A 25,169-nucleotide genomic window follows, 5' to 3' on the forward strand; every position below is an offset into this window, starting at 1 on the left:
TCTCGTCGATCGCCCCGCCGGGATCCGGCGTGGCGTGGTGTCGGGTCGGTACGGCTAGGAGGTGCCGGCCCTGCGGTTCACGACCGCCGTGAGGATCGCGTTGAGCATCCCGGGGACCTCGGCCTCGAAACGTTCGCGGAGCGCCTTGACCTCGGCCCGGTGCCGCTGACGCTCCGCCGGCGTGAACACCGTCCAGACGTCCCCCTCGACCGCGATCGCGGCCAGGGCCGCGTCCTCGATGGGGACCGAGGCCGCCTCGCGGCCCGCGAGGACCGCGTCGCGCGTGCGCTCGCGCAGCAGACGGACCCGTTCGGGGTGGTCGAGGGTGACCTTGCGGGAGGGGAACATCCCCAGCACCCGGCCTCGGACCACGGTGATCGACCCGTTCGCGACGAGCTGCTCGCGGACGGTCGTCTCGGCCTTCCACTCCCGGTCCGGGACGGCGTTGATCCAATGGCCCGGTTCGTTCGGGGACAGACCGGACAGCACGTCGGCCAGGAACGGGTCGTCCGGCGTCCGGCCGGTGCGCTCGGCCCTGCCGCCGTTGTCGCGGAGCAGGCCGCCGATGATCAGCTCGGTCAGCGCCGCGGCGCGCAGCAGATGCCCCCGGTAGGGGGTGCTGACGGGGTCGAACCGGTTCCCGTCGATGTCGTAGGTGAGCAGGTAGAGCCGTTGTGGCAGGGTCATGTCCATGGTGCCCCTCTCGGGTTCCTCGGGATCCGTTCCGTGTGGAGCACGCCCTCGGCCCGGGCGTCCGCCGACTCGCGTCGATACTTCCGTGTCCGCACCGCGCTCACCCGAACGTCCACGGGCGTGTCGCCGAGGCCGTCAGCGGCGGGGCTCCCACCGGAAGATCCGGGCGGCCAGACCGACGGCGACGACGACCCAGGCCAGGGTGGGCGCCAGCAGGAACAGGGAGTCCGCGACCGGGACGCCGCCGTCCCAGGCGTCGACGACCAGCTCCGCCGCCGCCCCGCCGGGGAGCAGCCGCTTGAGCAGGGTGAGCTCCTCGGTTCCGGTGAACCCCACCCAGCCGGACACGACGAGCACGCCGAGAAGGACGGGCAGGGTGGTCACCTGGGCGTGTTCGGGCGAGTTGGTCACCCCGGCCGTGGCCAGCGCCAGGCCGAGCATCATGACGACCGTCGCGAGTGTGGCCGCCACCAGGAGCAGGAGGTCGGCCGGCGGTTCGGCGACGATCGACAGCACGGTCAGGACCACGGCCACCTGGACGACCGTGATGGCGGTGACCGGGAGCAGCAGCCCGGTGAGGATGCGCGCGTCGTCCACCGCGGTCGAGCGCAGCCGCTTGAGGAAGAGGTTCTGGCGGCGGGAGGCGAGCGTGGTCACCGCTGTGGTGTAGAGCCCCATCACCACCACGAGGAACATCAGTACAGCGGCCACCGTGCCGAGGGCCAGCCCGGGGATGCGATCGTGCAGGTAGATGTAGAACGCACTGGCCGCCGCGGGCATGACGAGCATGGTGACCAGTACCAGCCGGTTACGGAAGATCTGGATCAGCTCACCGTGAGCGATCGCGAGCATGGCGAAGGTCCCTTTTCCTGGAGGTTTCGAAAGAGCGGGCGATGAGGGGACGCGCGGTCTACTCCTCGCCGATGGCGCGGAAGACGTCGTCGAGCCGGGTCGGTCCGGCCTGGAGGTCCCGCAGCTCCACCGCGTGGTCCCGCGCCCAGTCCAGGAGGACGTGCAGGTCCTTCTGGAGACCGGGGGTCTCGATGAGGAACCTGCCCTCGCCCTCGCCCACGGCCGGCGGTGGCGGCTCGGGCGCGGAGAGCGGAAGGGAGAAGCGGATGGTGGCGGGCAGCGTCCGCGTGAGTTCGGAGACGGTCCCCTCCCGGTGGAACACCCCCTGGTGCATGAGCCCGATACGGTCGGCGCGCTGCTGGGCCTCCTCCAGGTAGTGCGTGGTGAGCACGACGGTGGAGCCGTCCTCGCGCAGCCGGTCCACGGCGTCCCACAGGTCGTCCCGGGATTGGATGTCCAGACCGGTGGTGGGCTCGTCCAGGAAGATCAGCTCCGGCGTTCCGTACACGGCGGTGGCGAAGTCCAGCCGCCGCTTCTCTCCGCCGGAGAGCCGGGACACCCTGGTGTCGGCCTTGTGTTCGAGGCCGACGACGCCGAGCAGGCGCTCGACCCGGTCGGTGCGCCGGGTGAGCCCTCCGATCAGCCGGATCGACTCCCGCACCGTCAGGTCCGGGGAGAAACCGCTCTCCTGGAGCATGATCCCCGTCCGGGGCCGCACGGACCCGCGGTCGCGCGGGTCGCGTCCGAAGACCCGCACCGTGCCGGACGTGGCGGGTCGGTGGCCCTCGACGGTCTCCAGGGTCGAGGTCTTGCCCGCCCCGTTCGTGCCGAGCAGGGCGTACAACTCCCCGCGCCGTACCTGGAAGGACAGGTCCTTCACGGCGTGGAAATCGCCGTATCTCACATTCAGACGTTCGACGTCGATGACCGGTGTAGAGGACATGTCACCATTCCAGCCGTCGGCGCTCCCGTCCGGCAGTGCGGTCACGTCACCACTCCGCCATGACTTTTCCCCGTGTGAGGTCATGACGTGGCGTCACTGGTGGCGCGGCGAAGCTGGGAGAATCCTGGGACGGACCCCGCAGCCCGACACCGGAGGGCCCCATCCGTGCGCGAATCCGCCCAGGTCAAGCAAGAGCTCCTGCGCAGTCTCACCCTCAACCTCGTGTCCGCTGCGCTCTCCGCCGTGGGCGCGCTCCTGATCGCGAACAACGCCCAGAGCTGGGAACAGTCCGTCGTCCTGGCGCTGGGTCTGGTGGCCGCCCTGGTGTCCGTCTCCGGGTGGGCCGTGGGGGGCCTCTCCCGTGTGGTGCTCTCCTGCCTGGCCGTCGCCGCGGCCGTGTGGACCGTCGGAGTGCTGGTGATGGACGAGTCCTCCGCCTCCTACGGCCTCTCAGTGGTGGGCACCATCGTCGTCCTCCGGCTGCCGCGCCACCGCCGGGCGGCGGCTCTGGGGCTGGTCGCCGTCGCCGTCGCCGTGGTCGCGGTGCGGCTGTCGATGGAGTCCCAGGACCTTCTCGGGGTGCTGGTCCGGTACGCCGTCGGCTCCACGAGCGTCGCCGTGACGGGATTCGTCCTCACCTTCCTCGGCCACCTGGTCTCCGGCCTCATCACGGAGCTGGAGGAGTCGAGGGAACGCGAGGCCGAGCTGGCCGTGGCCCGGGAACGCGTGCGTTTCGCCGGTGACCTGCACGACATCCAGGGCCACACCCTGCACGTGGTGAAGCTGAAGGTCGCCCTCGCCCGGAAGTTGCTGCACGGCGACATCGACCGGGTGGAGGGGGAACTGGGCGAGGTGCACGCCCTGGTCGGCGACACCATCGCCCAGACCAAGGAGCTGGCCTACGCGCAGCGGCGGCTCAACCTGTCCGCGGAGCTGGAGAACGCCAAGAACCTCTTCGAGGCCGCGGGCATCGACGTCCGCGTCGACCGCGAGGCCGAGGTCGACGCCCGCGCGGCCGAGCTCCTCGGCCAGGTCCTGCGGGAGACGACGACCAACATCCTGCGGCACGCCCAGTCCGAGCGGGTGCGGGTCACCCTCTCCAGGGCGGGCATCATCATCGACAACGACGGCGCGCCGGACAACGGACCGCCCGAACTCCGGGGACTCTCCACCCTCCGGGAGCGGCTGGAACGCGAAGGCGGCACACTCACGGTGGAGCAGAAGGACGGGCGGTTCCTGACCGCCGCGACATTGCCGCAGCGGAAGGACGACCGATGACCACCGTGGTGCTCGCCGACGACGAGGCACTCCTCCGCAAGGCGCTGGCCTCGTTGCTCCCCCTGGAGGGCGAGATCACCGTGCTCGCCGAGGCCGAGGACGGTGAGCGGGCCGTGGAGGCCACCCTGCGCCACCGCCCCGACGTGCTCGTCATCGACCTGGAGATGCCCGGCGTGGACGGACTCGGCGCCGTCGCGGAGATCCGCCGTGAGCTGCCGGACCAGGTGATCCTGATGCTGACCCGCCACGCCCGGCCCGGCGTGCTCCGCAAGGCGCTCAGACTCGGCGTCCAGGGATTCGTCACCAAGTCGGCGGAGCCGTCGCACATCGCCTCCGTCGTCGCGACCCTGCACGAGGGCAGGCGGTGGGTCGATCCCGACGTGTCCGCGCTCGCCGTCATCGACGACTGCCCGCTCACCGACCGGGAGGTCGACGTCCTGCGGGAGACCGGCGAGGGGTACTCCGTCGCGGAGATCGCCGGTCGCCTCCACCTGGCGGAGGGCACGGTGCGCAACTACCTGTCCAACGCGATGCAGAAGACCCAGACCCGCACCCGGCACGAGGCGGCGCGGTACGCACGCGAGCACGACTGGCTGTAGGGGTCCCGGCCCGGCCCCGGCGGGTGCGGTTCGTGCCCCGGTGCGGTCGGCGGATTCCCACGGTCATCGCGATGCGCCGAGTCGGTCGGCCGCCACTCGGAGCTCTGGGAGACGCTCGGCCGAGCGTCTCCCAGGGCTCCGTCCCGTGTCGGGTGCGATGGAGGACCGCGCCTGTCGGAGTCGCTCAGGTGTGGGGCGTCAGGGGCGGTGGAGTCCAGCGGCCGGTGCGATGGGCGGTGGAGGTGACGCCGTACTCGTCCTTGAGCCGCTCGGGGATGGCGTACTGCATGACCCGGCCACGGGTGAGAGAGCTGAGTTCCAGGTGGGTGACGAGGTTGCCGAGGTGATCCAGGGCCCACGCCCCCATCGGAGAGCGGTCCTCGATGCGCTCGAAGATTCCGAGCAGGGCGGGGGAGACCTTGACGGCCGTGTCCCAGCCGGTCCGCGGGACCTGGAGCCAGTCGGCGCAGGTGTCGCCGATGAGATAGCGGATGAGAGCGGCGACCACGGGGTCGAAGAGGGTTCCGGGGACGACCTCCTCGTAGAGTTCGATGAGCTGGCGGGTCAGCCGTGCCCCCTCTTCGGAGGGACCCATGTGCCTGGTCATGTACAGGTCGGAGAACCGCCGGGCGCCGTCCAGATCGGTCGGGGCGTGTTCGGGGGCGATACCGAGCATCTCGCCGACGATGCGCCAGACGTAGAAGTAGGACTCCGCGCCCTCGACCGACATGTGGATGCCCAGGCGGTGCAGTGCGTCCAGGACCTGGAGGGAGAACATCATCTGGCCGCCGATCATGTCCTCCTGACAGATCGGGGTGCCGAGCGCGGCCACGTCCCACCGGCCCTCACGGCGCATGTGGTAGCGGATGGAGGCGTGCAGCAGACGCACCTTCTGGGCCGCCGGGACGAAGCGGCTCCCCGCCTCGAAGGCGTCGGGCTGCATCAGGTAGACGGTGAACTGCCCGGTCTCGGCCATGCGCCGCGAGGGGTACTCCAGGGCGTGGGTGGCGCTGAGCAGCTTGGCCACGTGCGGGATGACGTAGCAGGCGGGCATCGCGGAGAAGGCCAGGGCGGTGGAGATGTGCACGTTGTTGTCGATGAAGAACAGCCGGGCCTTCTCCACCTCACCCCAGTCGACCCAGGCCGGCGGTGTGGCGGTGGCGCGCAGATATTCGCGGGCGACGTCCGGTAGCCCGTCGGGCAGATCCTGACCCGTCGTGGAGAAGTAGCGCATGAGGGTGTTGAACTTGCCGACCTCCCCGCGTTCGAAGAGCGCCTCCACCGTCGCGTCGGCGAGTTCGTCCCCCAGGAGACGCAGCGCGTCCATGGACTCCGGTGTGCAGGTCATGGGATCTCCTTCTACGGGTCAGGACCGGCGGGACGCGGCCGAGGCCACCATGTGGGACAGCGCGGCGGCGGCCTCGGCCGGTAGGTCCGCGTGGGCGAGAACGGTGGTCGCGGTCTGGACGCGCTGGGCGATCATCTCCTCGACACGGTCGAGGGCCCCGGTGCGTCGCGTGATCGCCCGCACTCTCGACAGGCCCTCACCGTCCAGGCCGCGTCGGCCGAGCAGACCGCGCAGCTCCCGGCGTTCGGCCGCGGTGGCGGCCGACCAGGTCTCGGCGAACAGGACGGTCGGCCGGTTGCCCCGGACGTCGTCCAGGTTCGACTTGCCCGTGCGTCGCGGATCGCCGAAGAGCCCCAGCAGGTCGTCCCGCAGCTGGAACGCCTCCCCCAGGGGAAGCCCGTAGGCGGTGAAGGCCTCCATCAGCGTGCCCGGAGCACCGGCCATCGCGCCACCGATGCGCAGGGGATGCTCGACCGTGTACTTGGCGGTCTTGTATCGGATCACCTGGAGCGATCTTTCCGTGTCCGGCCGGGAGCCGGTGCGCAGGACCTCCAGGCACTCTCCGGCGATCAGCTCCCTGGTCATGACCGACCACAGCTCGCGGGCGCGGGACAGGTAGGCCGCGGGCAGGCCGGAGAAGAGGAACAGCTGCGCGGCCCACGACATCAGCAGGTCCCCGGTCAGCAGGGCCAGGGCGCGGCCCCCGGCCTGAGGACGAGCCCTGTCGGTGAACGCGGCGCGCAGCGCGACATGGGCACTCGGTACCCCGTGCCGCATCGGGCTCTCGTCGATGAGGTCGTCGTGGATGACGGCCGCCGCGTGCACCAGCTCCATCGCCGCGGCGGCCCTGACCAGCGCGTCGCTGTCCGGCTGCCCGGCCGCGCGCCATCCCCAGTAGCAGAAGGCGGCGCGCAGGCGCTTGCCGTCGGCGACCGCCACGGCCAACTGCTCGGCCACCGGCGTCAGGTCGGCGTCGATGGCGAGCAGCCGGCCCGTCTCCTGTCGTGCGAACTCCCGCAACGCGGAGTCCACCCGGGTACGGAGCAGGATCTGCTCCTCGGTCTCAGACATCGCTCTGACCGGGCCGGGAGGCGGCCCGTCGGGCGAGCTGTTCCAGGTGGGACTCGGACGCGGGCGCGTACCGTCGCAGCGCCAGCCGGCCCCGCTGCCTCAGTTCCTCCCGGCCGTCGTGGGCCAGCTCGACCAGGTCCGACCGGACCAGCAGCGCCCTCGCTCTCCGCAGGGCCGCTCCGACACCGCTGAACGCCAGGTCGGCCACCCCGGCCGCGAACAGCACCGACTCGCCCACGTGGTCGGTCTTCGCACCGTCACCGGTGTGCGCCACGGCATCCCCATCTCCAGATCGACACGAAAAGGACCGCGGCGAAGAAACGGACGAAAGCTCCGGATGAAACTTTGTCCGGGCATTCGGATATCCGTCCCGGGTCCCTGCCGATTGATCATCTTCTGCAATCACCGCTTTTGTCAATGCGATGATGGGATCTGGTTCGCTTTGGCGGCGTTCGGCGGAGGGGGAATGCGAAAGAAGCGGACAATTCGAAGAGAAGGGAGGCTCGGGTGTGGGAGGGCCCGGGGCGGCCCGTGTCCCCGCGAAGATGACGCCGCCCGATGCCTCAGGGGTCGTCGCGCCTGATCAGGGTTCACGTCAGGGCGGATGCCACGGGAGGCGTGTCCGAAACATGCGGGGGAGGCCGCGTCCCGGACCGGCGCGATCGAGGGAGGGGGTGATGCGGACCGCGCGGATCCTTTCCGGATTCGCGTTCACTTTTATGTATTATAAAAGCGATATGGGAGATTTAATTGTTTTCGTGTGTTATGTTCGCTCTGGGTCCCCCCTGAAGCCGCTGTGCGGAAATGGGATCGGACGAGCGCCGGATGGGTGCGCATCCAGGACATCGGTGGGACCTGTCGGTGATGACCGCCCGCGTGTGCCCGGTGGTGTGCGCGGCCTTCGGAACCGGTCACTTCCGCGACCATCGCACGCCGGACTCGGGCGGATTCGCCCGAGCGGGTTCGACCCCTGTCGGGCGGGGGAGAGGTCCACCGGGGCCGAGGAGGACGAGTCGGTCTCGACCTCGCAGACCTCGACGGGGCCGTGGTCGGTGGTTCCCCTGGGGAACGCATCCCGGGACACTAGCGCACACAGTCCGCCACGGCCTGTGCCGCCTGGGCGAGGAACGGAGCCGGCGGTCTCTTCGACGACCATTCCGACCAGCCGTCCCAGGCGCCCTGCTCAGCGATCCGGTACACCCGCTCGGCGGCCTCGGACGGGATCAGCCCGGGAATCCGCAGGGCCGCCATCGTCCAGCCGACCAGCTCTTCCACCTCGATGTACTCGTACCAGCCGGCGTCATCCCAGCCCCATCCGTCGACCCGGGTCCAGGCCTGCTCCAGCACATCCACAACGGCGTCAGCCGCCCGCTGCCGGGCGGCACCCGTCGCCGCCCGGGCAGCGTGCTCGGCGTACCCGACCAAGTCCAACGTGGACTGGAACCGGAATCTCGCGAAGAAGTCGAGGTGCTCGCCGATCGTGTCGCGAAAGGCCCTGCCCCGGCCATGGCCGCGCGAGGAGTCCTGCCATACCCACAACGAAAACGGCCAGCGCTCCCCGTCGGGCCAGGTGCGGCGGGCCTCGGTGCCGATCACGGCGTCGAACCAGCCCTGGTGGTAAGCGTTGCAGGCGGCGACGATCGCGTGCACGTCAGCGTCGGTCGCCGGTCTTTCCGGGTCTAGCCCACCCCACAGCGTGACAAGCGAGCGTTCCACGGCGATCCTCACCGCGCGGTGCGAATCTCCCTCTTGGAAACGCCTCGTCCACGGCAGCAGCGCGCGATAGCAGGCGATCCAAGGATCCTGGTCGTTGGACATCGGGGTACAGACCAACTTCTTCCATGCCCGGTTGATCGGGGGCTCTGGTGTGTGCCGGGATCGCCTCCCGGCACACACCAGAGCCTCCATCACACTTTGCGCAGGACACCCGCTGTCAGTTCGAAGAGCAGTAGGAGCGCACCGCGTCGAACAGTTGTCCGCTGGGGGTGCCGGATTCGCCCAGCGCGGCCCGGCCGAAGGCGGCCAGGACGGGATCGCCGCTCGAGGCCAAGGTGACGGCTCCGGCCTCGGCATCGTTGAACAGTAGCGCAGGTGCGGTGCCGTGGACCCTCAGATCCATGCTGGTCTCGGCGCCGGTGCAGGTGTCGTCCCGGCTCAGAGCCGCAGGTTCCACCTGAGAGAGCAGGGACGGCCGCACGTCGGCGTCGATACGCGGCGCCTCATTCTGGACGACGGTGACCACCGCCGAACCAAGAATCATCGTGGCTGCCGCGACCGCCGCCAAGGCCCCGACGGTGTTCCGCCTTCGCCAAGGAACGGTGGGGTTCCATCCGTCGGTTGTGCGCCCGTGCGCTCCAACCATCGAACGCAGCCACGAGCCGGCGGACGCCCCTGTGCCGCACAAGAGCAGCAGGACGGGCAAGCCAACCTGGACAAAGGCCGCCTCGGCGTATCCGGCCAGCAGGGCCCGCGTCGTGACACCCGGGCACTTCGAGGGCGCCTCCGTCAGAAGGCACACAGTTCCCTCGAACATCACGGCGTAGACGAGGGGCTCCAACGCCAACAGCGTGAGCACAGCCACGGCGGCCAGGCAGGGCCCCGTGCTCCGGAGGCCGTCTCCCTCGAACCATGCCCCCAGGGTGACGCTCACGGTCGCTGCGGCCAGCAGGATCAAGAGCAGGATGAGGACGATGGACAGGGATCCCCCAGCGAGGCCCACGGCGACCGCGACCAGGAGAAGGGCCGCGTACAGGCCCGTGAGAGCACACCCGGCCACGATGGGCGTGAGGGGGTGGCGGTCCAGCCCATGTACGCGTGATCCGCGCATCAGGCCGATGAAGGCGAACACGGTTGCACAGCCAACGGCCGCTGGAAAGCGCCAGCCCGACATGAACACGGGGACCGGGGCTACCAACAGGGCAACCCAGCCTCCGTCGGCCTCAGCCCCGAGGACTCCGTTGAAATGGACCCATATCCCGAATCCGCAGCCGAACACGGCCGCTCCGCAGGCCATCCCCACGAAGCACACCGCTCGCTGGCGTCCGGCGGTGACCAGCCATGCTCCCGCGCACAGCGCGGCCCACCTCAGGAACAGCAGACACAGCCCCCACAGCATGAGGACCGAAACCACGGCCAACAGGGGGTTGGACACCAGCAAAGCAAGCCAGGAGACCCCGAGTTGAACAGGCGGCAGGAGACCAAGAAGGATGCCAGCCGTCAGCGCTGCGGCCGTCCTTCTCCAGCGGCGAGTACCGTTCGGGGCCGAGTGGACCGCATTCCATACGATCGCTGTGATGAGGGCGCCTACCGGCGCGCCCACGACCACGGCTGTGGTGACACCCCCCTCCGAGCCTTGGGCGAGGCCGATGCCACCTGCGGCGCTCAGATGCAGGTGGGCGGCGCTCAGCGCCAGGCCCGCGATGGCCAGGTCGACACCGCTGACCGTGGTGAGCCGTCTCGGTTCGTCGAGCACGTCCAACCGGGAGCGGTGGGAAGGGTGGTACTCGCGTCGTCTGCGCCACCATCGTCGCAACCGGGAGCTTGACTGCGGGCGCTGTGCTCGGGCCAGGAGGTCGCGTAGACCCTCCTCGACCTGATCGGCTTCCGCCGCGCGCACGTCGGCGTAATGCTCACGTGTGCGCAGGACCCGGGCCCGGGCCGCTTGCAGCAGCAGAAGGGCGACGGCCATGAGAAGCAACCCCGGTAGTGCATTGCCGAGCAAGATGGTCGAGGAGTCGAGGACGACGACCGAATAGAGGGCGGCGAACACGTAGAGGGTCAGGGGGCCGGTGTTCAGAAGGACGAACGCCCACCATGAGGACATCGTCAGGTACGTGATGTCGACGTCCCGGTTGCGCAGGTGGGCCGCCTCGTGCCGGATCACCGCCAGGGCACGCTGGTCGAGCCCTCCGCTCTCCCCCGGGACGAGCAAGGAGGTGTCGACGGCTATGCGATACCGGCCGAACGCGCCGAACACACGCGCCCCGCCCGCGGTTCCCGGAGTGGTGAGGAGCTTGAGCCGCTTGCGGGAACCATCCAGGACTGCGTCCACCTCCCGTTGGGCCGCCCGCACTCCGCTGTCCTGCGAGAGTCGGACCGGGCGCAGCCGCCTCTGGAGAAGGAGCGGGTACAGCGCGTATACGGCGATCGTCAGGCCCGCCCACACAAGCCCGGGGGCGACCATCCACAGCAGGACCTGACGGTCCTTGGCTGCGGCACAGTCGACGAAGTCGTTGAGGAGGGCCTGGTCGGAAAGCCGGTCGACGTCTGCGCGCGCCTGGTCGGCGCAGGCCGCTTGGGCGGCGCTACCGGTCGTGTCCGCGCCGAGGAGCGGCAGGATCGGCACGAACCAGAACGCGATGTACATGGATCCCACCGCGGCGACCAGGATGATCAGGGAGAACCGGATACTGGTCGCGCTGGGCAGCAAGAACGGATCGTAGCGTCGAGGGCTTCCGGGAACGGTGCCCGTGGTCTCAGCCAGAGGAGTCCGCACCGACACCGCCATCGGGCTGATCCGGGGACAAGAGTTCGGCGATGATCGCCTGTGCCAGCCGCTCCGCTTGTTCCGGCGGTAGACCTGCCTTCACAGCGTGGTCGTTGACGGACACGATAACGGCCGGGGCCTCCTCCAGAGACAGGGCACGCACGACGGTATCGGGTCCGGCCTTCGGGCGCCTCCGAACCCGCAGCACCCGCCCCACCCACTGCCAGGCCCGTTTCCACCACGGCCGGGCCACGGCGGTGAGCGATTCGACCGTCAGATCGTGGAGCACGGTGAGCACAATGCCAGCGACGACCCCGATGACGACTTCGCCGAACCCGAGCGGGTTGTCCTCCGCACGGTTGGCTCTGCCGCGCGCGAAGTACTCGTCGCGGACGCGCGGGTAAGCGGAGGTCTCGTCCGGAGCGACACGGGCCACAACCGACCTTGCCACGTCGTCGATGGTGGCGGATCGCCCTGTGGGGGTAGGGATCTCGGGCACCGAGCATGTCCTCTCAGCCTCTGTCCTGAAATCGGACGCTCAGGCTACGTCCCCAGCACTAACCGTGTCAGCAAAAGGCGCTCCTTGGCACAATCCGGCCATGGGGTCATAGCCCCTGAGCTTTCTAATCCGATGGCCGCAGGTGCGAATCCTGCCGGGTGGTGTGTCCTGCGTTCTTCGGAGTCGAATTTCTGGATCCTGGGACCACGTGACCCTTGAAGGAGGGCATCGTGGGACGTCGTGGATACCCCGCCGAGTTCCGCCGCAAGGTGCTGGACCTGGTCCAGGCCGGACGTAGCGTCGCGGACGTGGCACGCGATCTGGGCATCAGCACTGAGACGATCTACGCCTGGCGGCGCCAGGACCGTATCGACCGAGGTCTGGCCCCGGGCCTGACCAGCACCGAGAAGACCGAACTGGCCGCAGCCAACAAGCGCATCGTCGAACTGGAGGCCGAACCGGCCATCCACCGCCGGGCCACTGAGCTGCTGGGGAAGGTGGTGCCCCAAAAGACGGTTCGAGGCGATCACGGTGATGGCCGCCGAGGGACATCCGGTCCAGGTCGCCGTCCGGGTCCTGGGGGTATCGGAGTCGGGGTTCTACGCCTGGCGCGACCGCGGACCCTCGGCCCGCTCGATCCGACACGTGCTGCTCACCGACACCATCCGCCAGATCCACGCCGCGTCCAACGGCGTCTACGGGGTGCGGCGGGTGCACAAGGAGTCCGGCCTGGTGCCCTCGATGGGATCGATCGGGGACTGCTACGACTGTCAGTCTTCTTGCACCGGATCCCGCAAGGATCGGGTAGTCCCGGCCGCACCGCCGAGGGCAGGGCCAAACGCGAGATCATCCGGTGCCTCAAGCGGTATGTCATCCGCGAGGTCTGGCATTTACTCCGCCCAGCACCCCGAGCAGCTCTTACCGGGAGTTGACAACTATAGGAGCGTCAATGCCGTCATCGAGTCGTTCTGGTCGCGCATGCAGGTCGAGTTGCTGGATCGGCGCAGGTGGCGAACTCGTTTGGAGTTGGCCAACGCGATCTTTGAGGGCTCTTCGCAGTTGAGGGTGTAGCGCCGGTGGGCGGGTCGGTCCCGGGATAGACGTCGAGGTCTCCCGAGGATGGAAGTTCTCACACTGCCCATCCGGAAGACCTCGACGTGGATGACACTACCTTCGCGTGCCCTGACCTGACCACGTTCTGCCGTCTCGACGACCTCGGTCTTGAGGCTGTGGGGCAGCGTCTCGAACCCGATCGAGCGGTGCTCCTGTGCCGGGTCGTCGAGCCCGATGAGTGGTGCCGCCGCTGCGGCTGCCAAGGCGCACCGCGTGACACCGTGACTCGACGGCCGGCACACGAGCCGCTCGGATGGCGACCCACGACGTTGAAGGTCATCGTGCGCCGCTACCGATGCACCGGCTGCGGGCACGTGTGGCGCCAAGACACTTCGAAGGCCGCGGAACCACGGGCCGGTCTGTCGCGCCGCGGACTGCGGTGGGCACTGGAAGGGATCGTGGTCCACCACCTGACCGTCGCCCGGGTCGCCGAAGGGCTCGGGGTCTCCTGGAACACCGCCAACGACGCGGTCCTCGCCGAGGGCAAGCGGGTCCTGATCGATGACGGGCACCGGTTCGACGGTGTCAAGGCCATCGGGGTCGATGAGCACGTGTGGCGTCACACCCGCCGCGGCGACAAGTACGTCACCGTGATCATCGACCTGACCGGCATCCGTGAGGGAACCGGACCGGCCCGCCTGCTCGACATGGTCCAGGGCCGCTCCAAGCAAGCGTTCAAGACCTGGCTAGCCGAGCGGGCCCGGGCCTGGCGCGACGCCGTCGAGATCGTCGCGATGGACGGCTTCACCGGTTTCAAGACCGCCGCCACCGAAGAGCTGCCCGACGCCGTGGCGGTGATGGACCCCTTCCACGTGGTCCGCCCGGCCGGCGATGCCCTCGACCGGTGCCGACGCCGGGTCCAACCGGCGATCAACGGCCACCGCGGCCACAAGGGTGACCCGCTCTACTCCGCGCGCCGGACCCTGCACACCGGCGCCGATCTGCTCACCGCTGAGCAGAGGGATCGGCTCGCGGACCTGTTCGCGACCGATGAACACGTCGAGGTCGAAGCGACCTGGGGCATCTACCAGCGGATGATCACCGCCTACCGCCACCCCGACCGGGCCCGCGGCCGAGAACTCATGGCCGCCCTGATCAGCTCGCTCGGCCACGGCGTCCCGCCCCCGCTCACAGAGCTCGTCACGCTCGGTCGGACACTGAAGAAGCGGGCCGCCGACGTGCTCGCGTACTTCGAACGCCCCGGTACCAGCAACGGTCCGACCGAGGCGATCAACGGCCGCCTGGAGCATCTGCGCGGTTCCGCGCTGGGGTTTCGCAACCTCACCAACTACATCGCCCGGTCGTTACTGGAGACCGGCGGGTTCAGGCCGCTTCTACACCCTGAAATGTGATGAGCCGGAAAAGGTCGCGCACTTCACGAAGTTGGTTTTCTCGCCGTCGGATTGTGGAATGAACTCGGTGTGCTTTCGTTAATCGGATGCGGGATGTGAGGAGTTCGCCCGAAATGATCAAGAAGATTCCCGGTTTTTTGGCTGCCCTGATGGCGCTCACGCTCCTTGCCCCACCGGCACAGGCCCATGCCACACATGTTCTACCGGCGGTCGCAGCCGAGGACTACTACGCAGAGATCAACGGAGTCGAGTACCGGGTGTCGCAGGAGCGTTCTCAGACCTGAGCGGCCTGCGGGGTGCAGGACGACAACAGCAAGCTTGTCCGTACATTCACTAAAAAAGGTGGTCTTTCTGGAAGTAGCGCTTACCTCAAGTGTGGATCCCCAGGTTGGGGCTACCGGCACATTAAGGACAGGCACATGGATGACTGGAACAACATCGCCGTTCGGATAGGCGACAACTGGCGGTCGTTCGCTGACTTTGCAATCGAACAGATTCTCATCGCACCTGAATCTGCTACCTATAAGTCCGGAAACGACACCTATGCGTTCACGGCGCCTGTGCAGATCCGAGACGGTGACGGGAACGTCATCAGTACTTATCGGCCTATAGTCTCCGTGGCCAACGAGTCACGCAACATCATCACTGCCTACCCTCGGCGCGGCTAGGCGCTGGAGGGCTCATGGACGACACATTGCTGTTCGCCGAACTCGTGCGCCGACTCAACCTGGATGACGGCCTAGCCGACGAGGCCCCCGACCGGATGGGGGTCCTGGTTCGCCGGTGGCAAGGCCGTGACCTGGACCCTCCGTACATGCTGCATGTGGACCCTCCGAGATTGGGAGAGCATCTGCGGTCCATGGAGGGCATCAGCGAACTGTTCCCGGACACCGCTTCTGAGATCGGTGGACTGCGGCTGTTCCTCGTCCATATCGAAGAAGCCGTCGAGACCGCTCCGGAAGGACACCGGCACCTGCTGATCGGCCCGGCCGGGGTGTACGCACGGCCGGATGCTCCACCGCAGACCGACCGCAGCGTCTAACGCAGGGCCGACATCTGCCGTGCTGCGCTATTGCATCGTCTCGCTCGCTCAGGCTGCGGGGTCGGGCATGGAGGTGGTGCCGAATGAGGGGTGTTACGCGACCACGTTCCACTGAGGACACCTACGAGTCGGCGTTCCCGGACGTGGCCAAGGCGGCGGCGGAAGCGACCGCGCTGTTGTTGCGCGGGGCGGCGCCCGTGTCGGGGTGTGGGCGGCTGACACCCCGGACGGCCCCCAGGGTAGGGCGTGGGGTGTTGGGGGCGGACATGGCGGCACACGGCCGTGTCCGCCCCCACGCGGTTTCGGCGCCCGGTGTCGGGGGCGGGGCACCCTGTAAGGGCGGCGGTTCTCAGTCCGGTGGGAGTACCTTGTACTGAGGTGCAACTGGGGAGCACGTATGGAGCACGAACGGGCCCCAGACGGGCCTCGCGCCTCGTCTGTTCGACTCGTGCGCCCAGTTTGACCTGGGGTTTTGTGGCGCACCCGGCAGGATTCGAACCTGCGGCCATCGGATTAGAAGTTCGCTGGTTACGTACCGTGGCGTGTCGCTACGTACCGTTTCATGCCACCCCATCCGATCCGACGTGCCGTCGGATGCCGTGCGGTGCCGCCCGGTGTCGTGTCAGTACGGAACTGCGGAGCACGAACGGAGCACAAACGGGCCGGTGGCGGCGTCCGATGGCACCTCGCGAGGTTCTCGTTCGACGGTCGAAGTGCGCCGGTTCGGCTTGCCGGGCGGTGGAAACGGGTCTGTGCAGATTGCCGATGACAGCGCGGTGCTCGAGAGGCGGCTGTCATCGGGGTATTCGTCTGCCGATGGGGATGGTCAGCAGCCGGAAGTCGCCTTTGTGGCCTTCGAGCCCGGAGTACCGTGACCATGTGCACCGGTACGCGCCGCGCAGCGCCAGGGGTTCTTCGCGTTTGTCGGTGGTGCCCTGGCCAGCGTAGGGGCGCCAGGCACGGACGCCCGCCAGGTGGGCGCCTTCGTAGAGACGGAAAGCGTCGTGGATGGCGGGACGGTCGTGGTCGGGGCGTTTCCAGTACAGGGGGTCGTTGGTCAGGAGCAGGACGCCGCCGCTCCAGCCCAGGTGCCGGTCGGTCAGCTGTTCCAGGTCGCGGATGTCGCGGACCACGTCGTAGCAGGTGAGCTCCTGGGCGCCGTGGTTCTTGAGGGCGAAGCGCTCACCCGCCACGGTCTCGGTCCAGGCGGCCCGAGGGTATCGCAGCCGCAGGGCCAGGTGCGCGCCCAACGAGGGGATGGACACGCGCAGGTCCACGCGTTCGGTTCCCCGGCCTTCACCGGGGTGGACTTCCAGGGACGGGTCGCAGGCGCGGATGCTGCGGGCGAGGGAGTGCACCAGGTCCGACTTCGAGTGGAACACCGGCCGTGTACGCCTCAGGTGCTCGATCCACGCCCCGAATCGGCTGGCCCAGCTGCTCATGCCGGTCAACCTACCGTTGCACGACTACGCACGGAACAAGTTCCCTCGAACCCGGTAAATGCCACCAGTCACTAAACAATTCGGGGAGATTCACTCACCGAACTCACACCGCTTCATCTTCGCGCGGTTGTGCCTGGCGAAGGCTGTGTTGTGAAGTTCCTGGATGTCGCTACGCATCTACGGCGTCTTGGACGACCGTGGCGATCTCGTCCGCGATCTCTGCGACGGTGTTCAGGGCGGTGTTGCGGGCGATCTTGTCGACCAGGGACGGCGACTGCCTGGCGATCTCGTCTCGGGAGATCTCGTGCCAGATCGGCAGCATTCGCTGATCGCCGTTGACGCTCATCCCCACAATCCCGTCCAGCTCGTACTGAGGCCACCCCTTGGCGAAGAACGACTTGGACAGGATGACGACACCGAACGTGCTGTGTGCGAGCCCGTAGTCGATCTTGCGTCGCAGGCTGTCCCCGATGCGCAGCTCGGTCTTGTCGAGCCAGACCTTGAGCCCGCGGGTACGCAGCTCTTCGGCGAGCGGCTCCGCTACAGCCTCCTTGTCCTCGCTGGCATGGGAGATGAATACGTCCCAGGTCTCGCCGTTGCCGTCCGGCACTATAGAGGGACGCTCGTGGCGGATACCGCTCAAGGACTGGAGCGGGGCGGACTTCGCGGTCGGCAGTGGCGGGGGTTCCACCTCTACCGAGTGTCGGACGCTGGCTGTCTTGAGCCCCATGACGTCGACCGTCAGGTACCAACTGCCCGTCCTCGGCACCCGGATGCGGAACGGCGTCTTCGTAACTAGGCCGCCGCTGTAGCGGTGGCTTCGACCGTTCTTGTAGGCGTTGAAGTTGGTGCTGTCCATGAGGCGGACGTTCGCCGCCTTGCTCAGGCTGACGACGACAGTGGAACCCTTCTCCAACCGGTTCCAGTGGTACTTGAAGAACTTCGCTCCTGCCACGGCGCTACCTCACCCAACCTTCTCAAGGAGCAGGCGAAGGCGCTTGGCACCTCGGTCTGGGACCCCTTTGGCCACGACGTAGGACGCCGCCTGCTCCGGCGAGAGGCGGCCGGCCTGGACGTGACGCGTCAGGTGGTTACGGGCGTGCTCCTTCTCGTGTGGCCCGGTCCAGCCGTTGTTGCCGCCGAAGAACGCTACGTGATCGAGGTCGTCCTTGACATCATCTGGCAGCGCGCTAGTGCTGGTACTTCCATCCAACAGGTTGATCGCTCCGGCGCTGGCCGCCCACTCCGCCAGCGGGAAGCTCACGGTCTCGACCACGGCGAGCGAGTAACCACGAGCCAGGTTGAGAGCGAGCGTCAGAGTCCGCTCGTCCGGCACATAGGCCAGCACCGGGCCACGCTCGAATTGGCCCTTGCCCTGCGGCGTGGCCTGGCCACCCTCCCGAGCAATCTCCTCCAGGCTCTCGATGCCCCTGGCGTTCTGAAGGGTGTTGGTCACCAGGAGCGGCCTGAAGCTCTCTGCTTCGCTGCGCTCCCAGATCCAGTCGGCAGCCAGATCTGCCGCCTCATCCCATGGGCGCTCGGGATCGTCGTCGGGCACCCAGGCGGCGGCCTGCAGGTGAGTTGTTGGGTGGAGGTCGGCCACCGGACACCCCTCTTTCCTGTGCTGTTCAAGTAGCTACGTCAAGTCTGTCACGAGGCACCGACAATTCCGGGTGACGCGCGGCCTGTCTCGTACCAGGTTCCCTGGAGGCCGTGGTGTGTGCCGGGATCGCCTCCCGGCACACAGACGGGAGCGGCGACCCCGCATGGTCGGCGTCATCCTCTGGGGCTGTTCCCGGTGCCGGGAGGAGACTGCTGCTGGGCCCGTAGCCGCGCTAGTTTTTGCGTATGGCGGGTTGCTGGGGGCCGCGGGTGGAGGCGTGGTTGGGTGAGCTGCGGCGGACGCGACCGGTGTTCCACTCTGAGGCGGACGTCCAGCACGCCCTGGCCTGGACGGCGCACCTGTTCGAGCCCTCCCTGCGGGTCCGGCTGGAGAATCTGGTCAAGGAGACGGCGAGCATCGAGCGCCAACTTCAGGCCCATAGGAGCGGGTTGGTGGAGTTGGCGCCCAAGAGTGCCGCGAGCCACCGCAGCCTCGTGTTGGACCTCGCCACTACCGATGTGTTACGCCGCCGCCAGTGGCGCAACAGAAAGAAGCCGAGGACCGCGGGCGGGAGCGGGGTACGCGAGCACCGTACTGGCCGCTTACCCCTATTCCAGTGTGTTGTCACAGGTCGCTCGGGAGGCTGCGAAGCGGACAGCCTGGCTGGTACTGCGCGCCTCGGGCAGGTCGCGTCTACGCAGACGGGCCCGGAGGGCGGGCATGGGCCAGGCCCCACCACGGTCCCACCCTGGCCCCGTCGCCACGACGCTTCCTCGGAGGTGAGGTGTTACGCCCCGTGTGATCCGGGAGCTTGTGGCGCACCCGGCAGGATTCGAACCTGCGCCCATCGGACTGGAAGTTAAATCGGATACCCCATGTCCCTGTAATCCAGAACCTTCATGATGTCGATGAATTCGCATTCTCCGGTTTCCATGTCGACCTCGATGGGCACATTGCCCACAAGCCCATGCTCCATCTTTCCTGTATTCAGGTATGAAACGGTGTTGTAGGGGGCGATGAGGCGTCCTTCGTGTTGAAATGCTTTGTCGTGAATGATTTTAATGTCTTTGTGCTTCCATTCTTTTGATTCTGACGCAAGGAACTCTTCGGCTTTGGCGAGGGCGCTTTCTCGGTCGAGTTGCGACATTTAATTTCTCCTGATGATGTAGTAGTGGTTCCACCTGTCGACATGGCTTGCAATGCCTGTTTGGGAGTCAAGGAAGACGATGTGCCCTTGGTCATTTCTGACATTGAAAGCATGGCCGATCGCCCCGCGCTCTCGGGGATAACCGACGACGATGGCGCGCGCCCCCTCACCCCAGCGAGCCATGTCGTCCACCACGTTGGAAAGACTGCTACGCAAACGGGGTGTGCCCAGCTGAACTATTTCCGACCAGGTTGCAGGGCCTCCCAGACGTGCCGTGGTCGGACGCCCCGCCATGGTCTGATCCGCCGCCTCTGCGCAGTACACACAGTTCATGTTCCCACGGCCCGGGTTGACGAGATCGCGCAGCCGAGGCGTGTGGGGCGTGTAGTAGGGAGTGCCCGAGAACCGGGCTTCTCCCGCAGGCAGACCCCACCATGGGCGGCCCGCTGCGGCCTGGGCTTCGGGGATGTCCCACAGGCGTCCGAAACGGCTCCACAGGAGACTGCCTGTACCACCGCCGAGGGCTCCGAAGAGTAGGTCTGCTGGGCCGGTGGGGCGGCATTGGAAGGTGTTGGCGGCCCAGGTGAATCCGGCTCCGACGGCGGCGTTGACCCCGGCCGACAGGGCCAGCGCACGCCCGCCGGTCAGACTCAACGAGCGGGCGGCGAGGTTGCCGGCCCCGGGCATGAGGGCACCGCCCACGGCCCCGATCACCGCACCCCGGCCCGCGGCCGCCCCCAAGCCGCCCCAGGTGAAGTCCTCGGCGGTGTAGGCGTAGATGCCGCCTTCGATGGCCGCGCCGAACGCGGCCCCGATACCGATGCTGACGCAGATCGGGCACCGGCCCGAGGGGTCGGTCAGGGTCGTGGGCAGGTTCTCGGCGTAGGCGTAAGCGCTGGTGTAGCCATCGGCGGCTGAGCGCGGTGCGGGGTCGGTGCTGGTGAAGCGTCCCAGGTCGGCCCGGTAGTCGCGGGCTCGCAGGTACACGCGCCCGTCGGGTTCGGTGTACTGGCCGGTGTAGGTGAACGGGTTGGTCGGAGCCCCGGAGTCAACGGCGGTGTGCTCGGTTGTCCCGAATCCGGTGTAGGAGTACCGGTGCTGGGGGGCGCCGGAGGCGTTGGTGGTGTCGGCGACCGAGCCGTGCCAGTCCAGGTGGTACTGCTGGAACCCGGCCGAGGCGTGCCTCTGGGTCTGGACTTGGCCGTGCGGGTTGTAGCCGTAGATGGCGGCCAGTGTCCCGCTGCCGTTGTACTCCCCGACCATCTGAGGCAGGGGCCGCAGCACGTCCCACACGGCGGTGCGCTGAAGCGTGTCGTCCAGGTGTGTGGTGGCGCGGTTGCCGTCGGCGTCGTAGATGTGCTCGTAGGTGCCCTGCGGTGTCTGGGCGCTGGTCAGGCGGCCCGGTGCGTCGTAGGAGTAGGTGGTGGTGCCGTCGAAGGTGAGGTTGCCGTCCGCGTCGTGGACGTAGGAGGTACTGGCACCGGCCTGGGTGGCGGTGGTGATCTGGTCGGCGGCGTCATAGGTGTAGCTGGTGGTGGCGGTGCCGGTCTGTTCGGTGAGGCGGTTGCCGACCTGGTCGTAGGTGTAGACCGTGGTCTCCTCCGCACCCTCGGGACACTCCTCGTCGGTGGGGGAGACGGCGCATTCGCCGATCAGGCGGCCGTTGGGATCGTAGGAGAAGATCCGCCGGTTCTCGGCCCCGGCTCTGGACTCGTCCACGCGCAGGGGTTGGCCGTTGGGGTCCCGCACCAGTTCCCAGGAGGACAGGGTGGCGGCGCCGCGGGTGGTGGTGGCGGTGGCCAGGTGCCCGGCCGGGTCGTAGGTGCGGGCCTCCAGGTGTCCGTTGGCGGTGGGGCTGGTGATGGTGGTCAGGTTGCCGGCCGGGTCGTAGCCGTAGTCGGTCCGGTGGGCCCCGGCGGTGTTCTGCGCGGCCACGCGGCCGTCGTCGTTGAAGGTGTAGGTGGTGGTCCGGTTGTCGGGGGTGCGCAGCGAGGTGATGTTGCCCGTGTTGTCGTAGACGTAGGTCAGGCTCCCCTGCCCGTTGGGGAGGGTGACGGTACGGGGGCGGCCTTCGCTGTCCAGGTTGGTGAAGGTACGGGTACCCGTGCCGTCGGTGACCTCCACGGGCTGGCCGGTGGCGTTGTAGGTAGTGGTGACGGTGGGGGTGCCGTCGGAGTAGGTGGCCTCGACCGTGCGGCCCAGGGCGTCCACCCGGTAGGCGGTGGTGTGGCCGCGGGCGTTGCTCTGGGCGACCAGGTTGCCGTCCAGGTCGTAGGCGAGTTCCCGGGTGCGGTCCAGCGGGTCGGTCACCGAGGTCAACCGCCCTGCCGGGTCGTGCCCGTAGGTGGTGGTGTGGCCGTTGGCGTCGGTGCGCGAGGCGGTGTTGCCCGCCGTGTCGTAGGTATAGGAGGTGGTCCCGCCCTCGGGAGCGGTCACCTCCACCAGACGCCCCAGGACGTCATAGGTGTAGCCGGTGCTCTGTCCGAGCCCGTCGGTGAGCTCGGTGACCCTACCTAGTTCGTCGTAGGCCGCCGACTGGGTGTGACCCAACGGGTTGGTCGTCGTGGTGAGCAGCCCTGCGGCGTCGTAGGCGTAGGTCCAGGCGAAGTCCTCCGGGGCGGACCCCTCGGTGTTGCCGCGTGGGTCGACGGTGGTGACCAGCAGCCCGTCGGCGTTGTAGGCGTAGGTGGTGGTGGCACCGGTGGGGGTGCGCTGCTCGACGAGGTTGCCGTCGGCGTCGTAGCCGAAGGCGGTGTTCTTCCCCCGCCGGTCGGTGACCCTCACCAGTTGCCCGGCGTCGTCGTAGTGGCGGGTTTCGACCCGGTTGTTGCCGTCCACCACCGTGCGCACCAGACCGCCTTGGTCGTAGGTGACCTTGCGGACGATGCCGCGGGCGTCGGTGGTCTGCACGACATGCCCGTCGGCGTCGTAGGCGTAGGCGGTGGTGTGGCCCAGCGGGTCGGTGAGGGTGGTCTGCTGGCCGGCCTCGTCGTAGCCGTAGGTCCAGGTGAAATCGGCCGGGTCCACCCCGTCGGCGTTGCCGCGCGGCGACACCACGGTCAGCAGCCGGTCGGCCTCGTCATAGGTGAAGGAGGTCGTGCCGCCGTCGGGTGCGGTGACGGTGGCCGGGTTGCCCGCCGCATCGTAGGTGTAGGAAGTCACGAGGTCGCCGGGGGCGGTCACCTCCGCCAGACGCCCGGGAACGTCGTAGGAATAGGTGGTGGTGCGGCCCGCGGCATCGGTGACAGTGATCGGGCTGCTGTAGGCGTCGTAGGTGTACCCCTCGGTCCCACCATCACCGGGCAGGGTCATGGAAGTGACTCGGTCGGCGTCGTCATAGGTGAACCGGGTCGTGTACCGATCCGGATCCGTCGCGTCCTGGCCGCGCGGGTCCATGACGGCTACGACCCGCCCAGCGGCGTCGTATTCACGTTCCTCGCGTGCACCCGACGGACTGATCACCGCGGTCGGGTTGCCATCGGCGTCGTACTCGAACCCGGTGGTGTTACCACGCGGTGTGGTGACCGACTCCAGCAGACCGTCGGAGGTGTAGGCGTAGGAGGTGCGGTTGCCCAGGTCGTCCTCGGTCGCCGCCAACCGCCCCTGGGCGGTGTACTCATACGACACCGCACGGGAAGCACCGTCGCTGACGCTCGCGACGTTGCCATCGGCGTCGTAGGTCCAGGCCGTGCTGGACGCACCGGTCGAAGCCCTGGTCAGACGTCCAGAAGTGTAGGTGTAGGTGGTGGTGCGTCCGAGTGGGTCGCGCACGGAGGTGCGGTTCAGGTCGCCGTTGTAGGTGTAGTCGGTGATGTTGCCGAACGGGTCGATCTGCGCCAGCAGCACGTTGCCGCCGTAGACATCGGTCCAGATCCCCCCGGACGGCGTGGTGGTGTGCGTGCTGTCGAACCCGTGCTCGCTGGTGTAGGAGAACTCGGTGACGGCACCGGCCGCGTCGGTCTGCTCACTCACCCGCCCCTGCCCGTCATAGGACACCTCCAGGAGGCGGTGGTCGTCCGGGCCGGTCACCTGTTCCAGGCGCCCCTCGGCGTCGTACCCGTAGCCGGTGGTGTTGCCGTCCAGACCGCGCACACCGGTGAGCCTGCCCCCGCTGTAGGAGTATTGGATGTACCGGCCATCGGGAAGCGTCACCCGCGTCAACCGGTCACCGGTGTAGGCCAGGAGGAACTCGCGTTCGGAGGAGTCGACCACGCGGATCGGTCGCCCGTTCTCATAGTCAACGGTGAGCAGTTGTCGCCCACGGTCGGTGATCGAGGTCAAACGCCCCTGCGCGTCGTAGGCCAGGACGCGTTTGTCCGGCGTGGTCAGCGTCCACCCCTCGGATGCGCTCGCCAGAACGGAACGGGCTGCCGTCGGTGGCCGGTAGCTGCCGTTGGTGTTTCGGGTGAAGGTCAGCGTCGCCCCGGACTCCTCACGCAGTACCACCGATCCGCCCGAGTTCGAAGTCAGGGACGTTTCCCAGGGCAGACTCCACCCCGGCCCCAGGCTGCCACCGGTCGTGTTGCCCGAACTGTAGGAGCGCTTCACCTCGAACGGCTGCTGAGCGGAGGGGAAACCGGCATCGCTGACCGAGGTCGCGTAGTTGCCCGTGGCGGTGTTGATTCCGGATCCGCGGGTGTTCACCGGCTGCGTCAAGCCACCGGTTCCGATGCACTCGGGCGCGCACAAGGAAGCGGAATTCAGGTGAGGATTTGCATACAAATGAACAAACCTGTTCCCGTCTCTAAAGGTTGCCCCTGGTGTTCCGTCGTCCACTACCTTAAGGGTCGGATTTACGGTGACCATTTCCCCGAATAGGGGACTGCATCCCAAGTTTTCTGGGATGGGTATATTTGCGCTGACCTCAGGTCTGTCTCCGAGGCTGTTCGCGTAGGGTGCGCTGATCACCTGGTCAAAATCATAGATGATCTTCCGGGAGGGAAGTCCGCAAGGCCAAACCTCCCACGTCACTTCGACATCGCGCCATCGAACCTCTCCCGGAGCCAACGGGCTGGTCGTATCGTGGTGCCCGACCTGGACTATTGTCCGAATTGTGGTTCCCGGGATCACCCGAGGGCTCGCCGACGTCGCTCCCCATGGCATTTGAAAAGAAACCTGATGAATGATGGGCATGATGATGCCCTGTGAAATCTTGGGTTCAGGTGTTTCTATTCTAATTTCTGGGGATTCCTCTTTTGTGGGATCTAAAACCGAGTATCCCTCACCTTCTGGGATTCCGCCGAGCTGTTGTTGTCGCTCCTCCAGCGGTATGGGGTTCTGCTGGGCTGCGGGAAGGGGGCCGCTGTCGGACGCCTGCTGCGAATCAATACTCCCTGAGTCTTGAGGAGTTATTCCGCCGACCAGGACGGTCATGGTCAGGACAACAGTGATGATCTGGGCAGGGCGAAAGAAGCGCTTCATTGAATATCCTGGGGATGTCACCTTCCCGAACCGGGGCGCGAAAGGGGAGGTGGTTGGCGATGGTTAATCAGGGGCTGGGGTTTACTCCATCGGGCCCGAGCAAACTACCATCCGCCAACAAGCGCGGTCATGTGAGCTGCAGCACGGGATCATCTCGCTGATGCTCTCTTTCATAGTTATCTCCGATAACCAGCATCAATACCTGGGCGTGAAGCTGAAACTTTCTCACCTGTCCACATACGGACAGAGCGCACCGGTCTGGTTGCCGGACTGGCAATAT

At 67.5% G+C, this 25,169-nt stretch carries 20 protein-coding genes and 2 pseudogenes; 8 read left to right on the forward strand and 14 right to left on the reverse strand.

Annotated features, from left to right (window positions below):
- Positions 1-54 precede the first annotated feature (54 nt).
- The 3 genes from PWG71_RS08145 to PWG71_RS08155 all read right to left on the reverse strand — a co-directional run bounded on the left by PWG71_RS08145 (position 55) and on the right by PWG71_RS08155 (position 2,488).
- Positions 55-693, reverse strand: a complete 639-nt coding sequence (locus PWG71_RS08145; protein ID WP_274808943.1) for a GOLPH3/VPS74 family protein — start codon at positions 691-693, stop codon at positions 55-57.
- Between the two features lie 135 nt (positions 694-828).
- Positions 829-1,545: an ABC transporter permease gene (locus tag PWG71_RS08150; protein WP_274808945.1), complete on the reverse strand. Its 717-nt coding sequence runs from the start codon at positions 1,543-1,545 to the stop codon at positions 829-831.
- Positions 1,546-1,603: 58 nt separating this feature from the next.
- Positions 1,604-2,488, reverse strand: coding sequence for an ABC transporter ATP-binding protein (locus tag PWG71_RS08155; protein ID WP_274809099.1), 885 nt, complete (start codon positions 2,486-2,488; stop codon positions 1,604-1,606).
- A 165-nt stretch (positions 2,489-2,653) separates the two neighbouring features.
- Between PWG71_RS08155 and PWG71_RS08160 the strand changes: the two genes are divergently transcribed.
- Both PWG71_RS08160 and PWG71_RS08165 read left to right on the forward strand, forming a co-directional pair.
- On the forward strand, positions 2,654-3,766 hold the full coding sequence (locus PWG71_RS08160) for a sensor histidine kinase (RefSeq protein WP_274808946.1): 1,113 nt from the start codon (positions 2,654-2,656) through the stop codon (positions 3,764-3,766).
- A complete protein-coding gene (locus tag PWG71_RS08165; RefSeq protein WP_274808947.1) occupies positions 3,763-4,365 on the forward strand; it encodes a response regulator transcription factor in 603 nt (200 codons plus the stop codon). The genes PWG71_RS08160 and PWG71_RS08165 overlap by 4 nt, the downstream gene beginning before the upstream one ends.
- Positions 4,366-4,549: 184 nt before the next feature.
- On the opposite strand, the gene PWG71_RS08170 is transcribed toward PWG71_RS08165, so the two are convergent.
- The 6 genes from PWG71_RS08170 to PWG71_RS08195 form a co-directional block, all read right to left on the reverse strand.
- Positions 4,550-5,713, reverse strand: a complete 1,164-nt coding sequence (locus tag PWG71_RS08170) for an oxygenase MpaB family protein (protein WP_274808948.1) — start codon at positions 5,711-5,713, stop codon at positions 4,550-4,552.
- Between the two features lie 18 nt (positions 5,714-5,731).
- Positions 5,732-6,784, reverse strand: coding sequence for a polyprenyl synthetase family protein (locus tag PWG71_RS08175; RefSeq protein ID WP_274808949.1), 1,053 nt, complete (start codon positions 6,782-6,784; stop codon positions 5,732-5,734).
- Positions 6,777-7,058, reverse strand: coding sequence for a hypothetical protein (locus PWG71_RS08180; protein ID WP_274808950.1), 282 nt, complete (start codon positions 7,056-7,058; stop codon positions 6,777-6,779). Before PWG71_RS08180 ends, PWG71_RS08175 begins: the two co-directional genes overlap by 8 nt.
- Positions 7,059-7,867: 809 nt before the next feature.
- The gene (locus PWG71_RS08185; protein ID WP_274808951.1) at positions 7,868-8,602 is read right to left on the reverse strand and encodes a hypothetical protein; all 735 of its coding nucleotides are present in this window, start codon (positions 8,600-8,602) and stop codon (positions 7,868-7,870) included.
- A gap of 115 nt (positions 8,603-8,717) precedes the next feature.
- Positions 8,718-11,213 (reverse strand): M48 family metalloprotease, encoded by a 2,496-nt coding sequence (locus tag PWG71_RS08190; RefSeq protein ID WP_274808952.1) that lies wholly within the window; start codon positions 11,211-11,213, stop codon positions 8,718-8,720.
- 46 nt (positions 11,214-11,259) lie between these two features.
- Entirely contained in the window at positions 11,260-11,769 is a 510-nt protein-coding gene (locus PWG71_RS08195; protein WP_274808953.1) for a hypothetical protein, read from the reverse strand.
- A gap of 230 nt (positions 11,770-11,999) precedes the next feature.
- Between PWG71_RS08195 and PWG71_RS28765 the strand changes: the two are divergent.
- The 6 genes and pseudogenes from PWG71_RS28765 to PWG71_RS08220 form a co-directional block, all read left to right on the forward strand.
- A pseudogene (locus PWG71_RS28765) lies at positions 12,000-12,215 on the forward strand (transposase); the annotation flags it as partial.
- A 369-nt stretch (positions 12,216-12,584) separates the two neighbouring features.
- Positions 12,585-12,701 (forward strand): annotated as a pseudogene (locus tag PWG71_RS08200) (IS110 family transposase); the annotation flags it as partial.
- Between the two features lie 225 nt (positions 12,702-12,926).
- On the forward strand, positions 12,927-14,234 hold the full coding sequence (locus PWG71_RS08205) for an ISL3 family transposase (RefSeq protein WP_274808954.1): 1,308 nt from the start codon (positions 12,927-12,929) through the stop codon (positions 14,232-14,234).
- A gap of 113 nt (positions 14,235-14,347) precedes the next feature.
- Positions 14,348-14,518: a hypothetical protein gene (locus PWG71_RS08210; RefSeq protein ID WP_274808955.1), complete on the forward strand. Its 171-nt coding sequence runs from the start codon at positions 14,348-14,350 to the stop codon at positions 14,516-14,518.
- A 135-nt stretch (positions 14,519-14,653) separates the two neighbouring features.
- Positions 14,654-14,902, forward strand: coding sequence for a hypothetical protein (locus PWG71_RS08215; protein WP_274808956.1), 249 nt, complete (start codon positions 14,654-14,656; stop codon positions 14,900-14,902).
- 14 nt (positions 14,903-14,916) lie between these two features.
- Complete coding sequence (locus tag PWG71_RS08220; protein WP_274808957.1) at positions 14,917-15,276, forward strand: hypothetical protein; 360 nt, start codon at positions 14,917-14,919, stop codon at positions 15,274-15,276.
- Positions 15,277-16,070: 794 nt separating this feature from the next.
- Here PWG71_RS08220 and PWG71_RS08225 read toward each other — a convergent pair.
- From PWG71_RS08225 to PWG71_RS08245, 5 genes are all read right to left on the reverse strand, one after another.
- Positions 16,071-16,718 (reverse strand): hypothetical protein, encoded by a 648-nt coding sequence (locus tag PWG71_RS08225; RefSeq protein ID WP_274808958.1) that lies wholly within the window; start codon positions 16,716-16,718, stop codon positions 16,071-16,073.
- Positions 16,719-16,887: 169 nt separating this feature from the next.
- A complete protein-coding gene (locus PWG71_RS08230) occupies positions 16,888-17,673 on the reverse strand; it encodes a DUF1883 domain-containing protein (RefSeq protein WP_274808959.1) in 786 nt (261 codons plus the stop codon).
- A 9-nt stretch (positions 17,674-17,682) separates the two neighbouring features.
- The gene (locus PWG71_RS08235) at positions 17,683-18,321 is read right to left on the reverse strand and encodes a hypothetical protein (protein ID WP_274808960.1); all 639 of its coding nucleotides are present in this window, start codon (positions 18,319-18,321) and stop codon (positions 17,683-17,685) included.
- Between the two features lie 859 nt (positions 18,322-19,180).
- Positions 19,181-19,468 (reverse strand): YrhB domain-containing protein, encoded by a 288-nt coding sequence (locus tag PWG71_RS08240; protein WP_274808961.1) that lies wholly within the window; start codon positions 19,466-19,468, stop codon positions 19,181-19,183.
- Positions 19,469-24,124 (reverse strand): DUF6531 domain-containing protein, encoded by a 4,656-nt coding sequence (locus PWG71_RS08245; RefSeq protein ID WP_274808962.1) that lies wholly within the window; start codon positions 24,122-24,124, stop codon positions 19,469-19,471.
- Positions 24,125-25,169: the final 1,045 nt, after the last annotated feature.

The sequence above is a fragment of the Nocardiopsis sp. N85 genome (assembly GCF_028882275.1).
In the GTDB taxonomy this organism is placed as follows: Bacteria; Actinomycetota; Actinomycetes; order Streptosporangiales; family Streptosporangiaceae; genus Nocardiopsis; species Nocardiopsis lambiniae.

What these genes read in the sequence shown, in the direction of transcription:
- PWG71_RS08145 (WP_274808943.1), bottom strand. Translation starts at nt 693, where the DNA reads ATGGACATGACCCTGCCACAACGGCTCTACCTGCTCACCTACGACATC.
- PWG71_RS08150 (WP_274808945.1), bottom strand. Translation starts at nt 1,545, where the DNA reads ATGCTCGCGATCGCTCACGGTGAGCTGATCCAGATCTTCCGTAACCGG.
- PWG71_RS08155 (WP_274809099.1), bottom strand. Translation starts at nt 2,488, where the DNA reads ATGTCCTCTACACCGGTCATCGACGTCGAACGTCTGAATGTGAGATAC.
- PWG71_RS08165 (WP_274808947.1), top strand. Translation starts at nt 3,763, where the DNA reads ATGACCACCGTGGTGCTCGCCGACGACGAGGCACTCCTCCGCAAGGCG.
- PWG71_RS08170 (WP_274808948.1), bottom strand. Translation starts at nt 5,713, where the DNA reads ATGACCTGCACACCGGAGTCCATGGACGCGCTGCGTCTCCTGGGGGAC.
- PWG71_RS08175 (WP_274808949.1), bottom strand. Translation starts at nt 6,784, where the DNA reads ATGTCTGAGACCGAGGAGCAGATCCTGCTCCGTACCCGGGTGGACTCC.
- PWG71_RS08185 (WP_274808951.1), bottom strand. Translation starts at nt 8,602, where the DNA reads ATGTCCAACGACCAGGATCCTTGGATCGCCTGCTATCGCGCGCTGCTG.
- PWG71_RS08210 (WP_274808955.1), top strand. Translation starts at nt 14,348, where the DNA reads ATGATCAAGAAGATTCCCGGTTTTTTGGCTGCCCTGATGGCGCTCACG.
- PWG71_RS08215 (WP_274808956.1), top strand. Translation starts at nt 14,654, where the DNA reads ATGGATGACTGGAACAACATCGCCGTTCGGATAGGCGACAACTGGCGG.
- PWG71_RS08220 (WP_274808957.1), top strand. Translation starts at nt 14,917, where the DNA reads ATGGACGACACATTGCTGTTCGCCGAACTCGTGCGCCGACTCAACCTG.
- PWG71_RS08225 (WP_274808958.1), bottom strand. Translation starts at nt 16,718, where the DNA reads ATGAGCAGCTGGGCCAGCCGATTCGGGGCGTGGATCGAGCACCTGAGG.
- PWG71_RS08240 (WP_274808961.1), bottom strand. Translation starts at nt 19,468, where the DNA reads ATGTCGCAACTCGACCGAGAAAGCGCCCTCGCCAAAGCCGAAGAGTTC.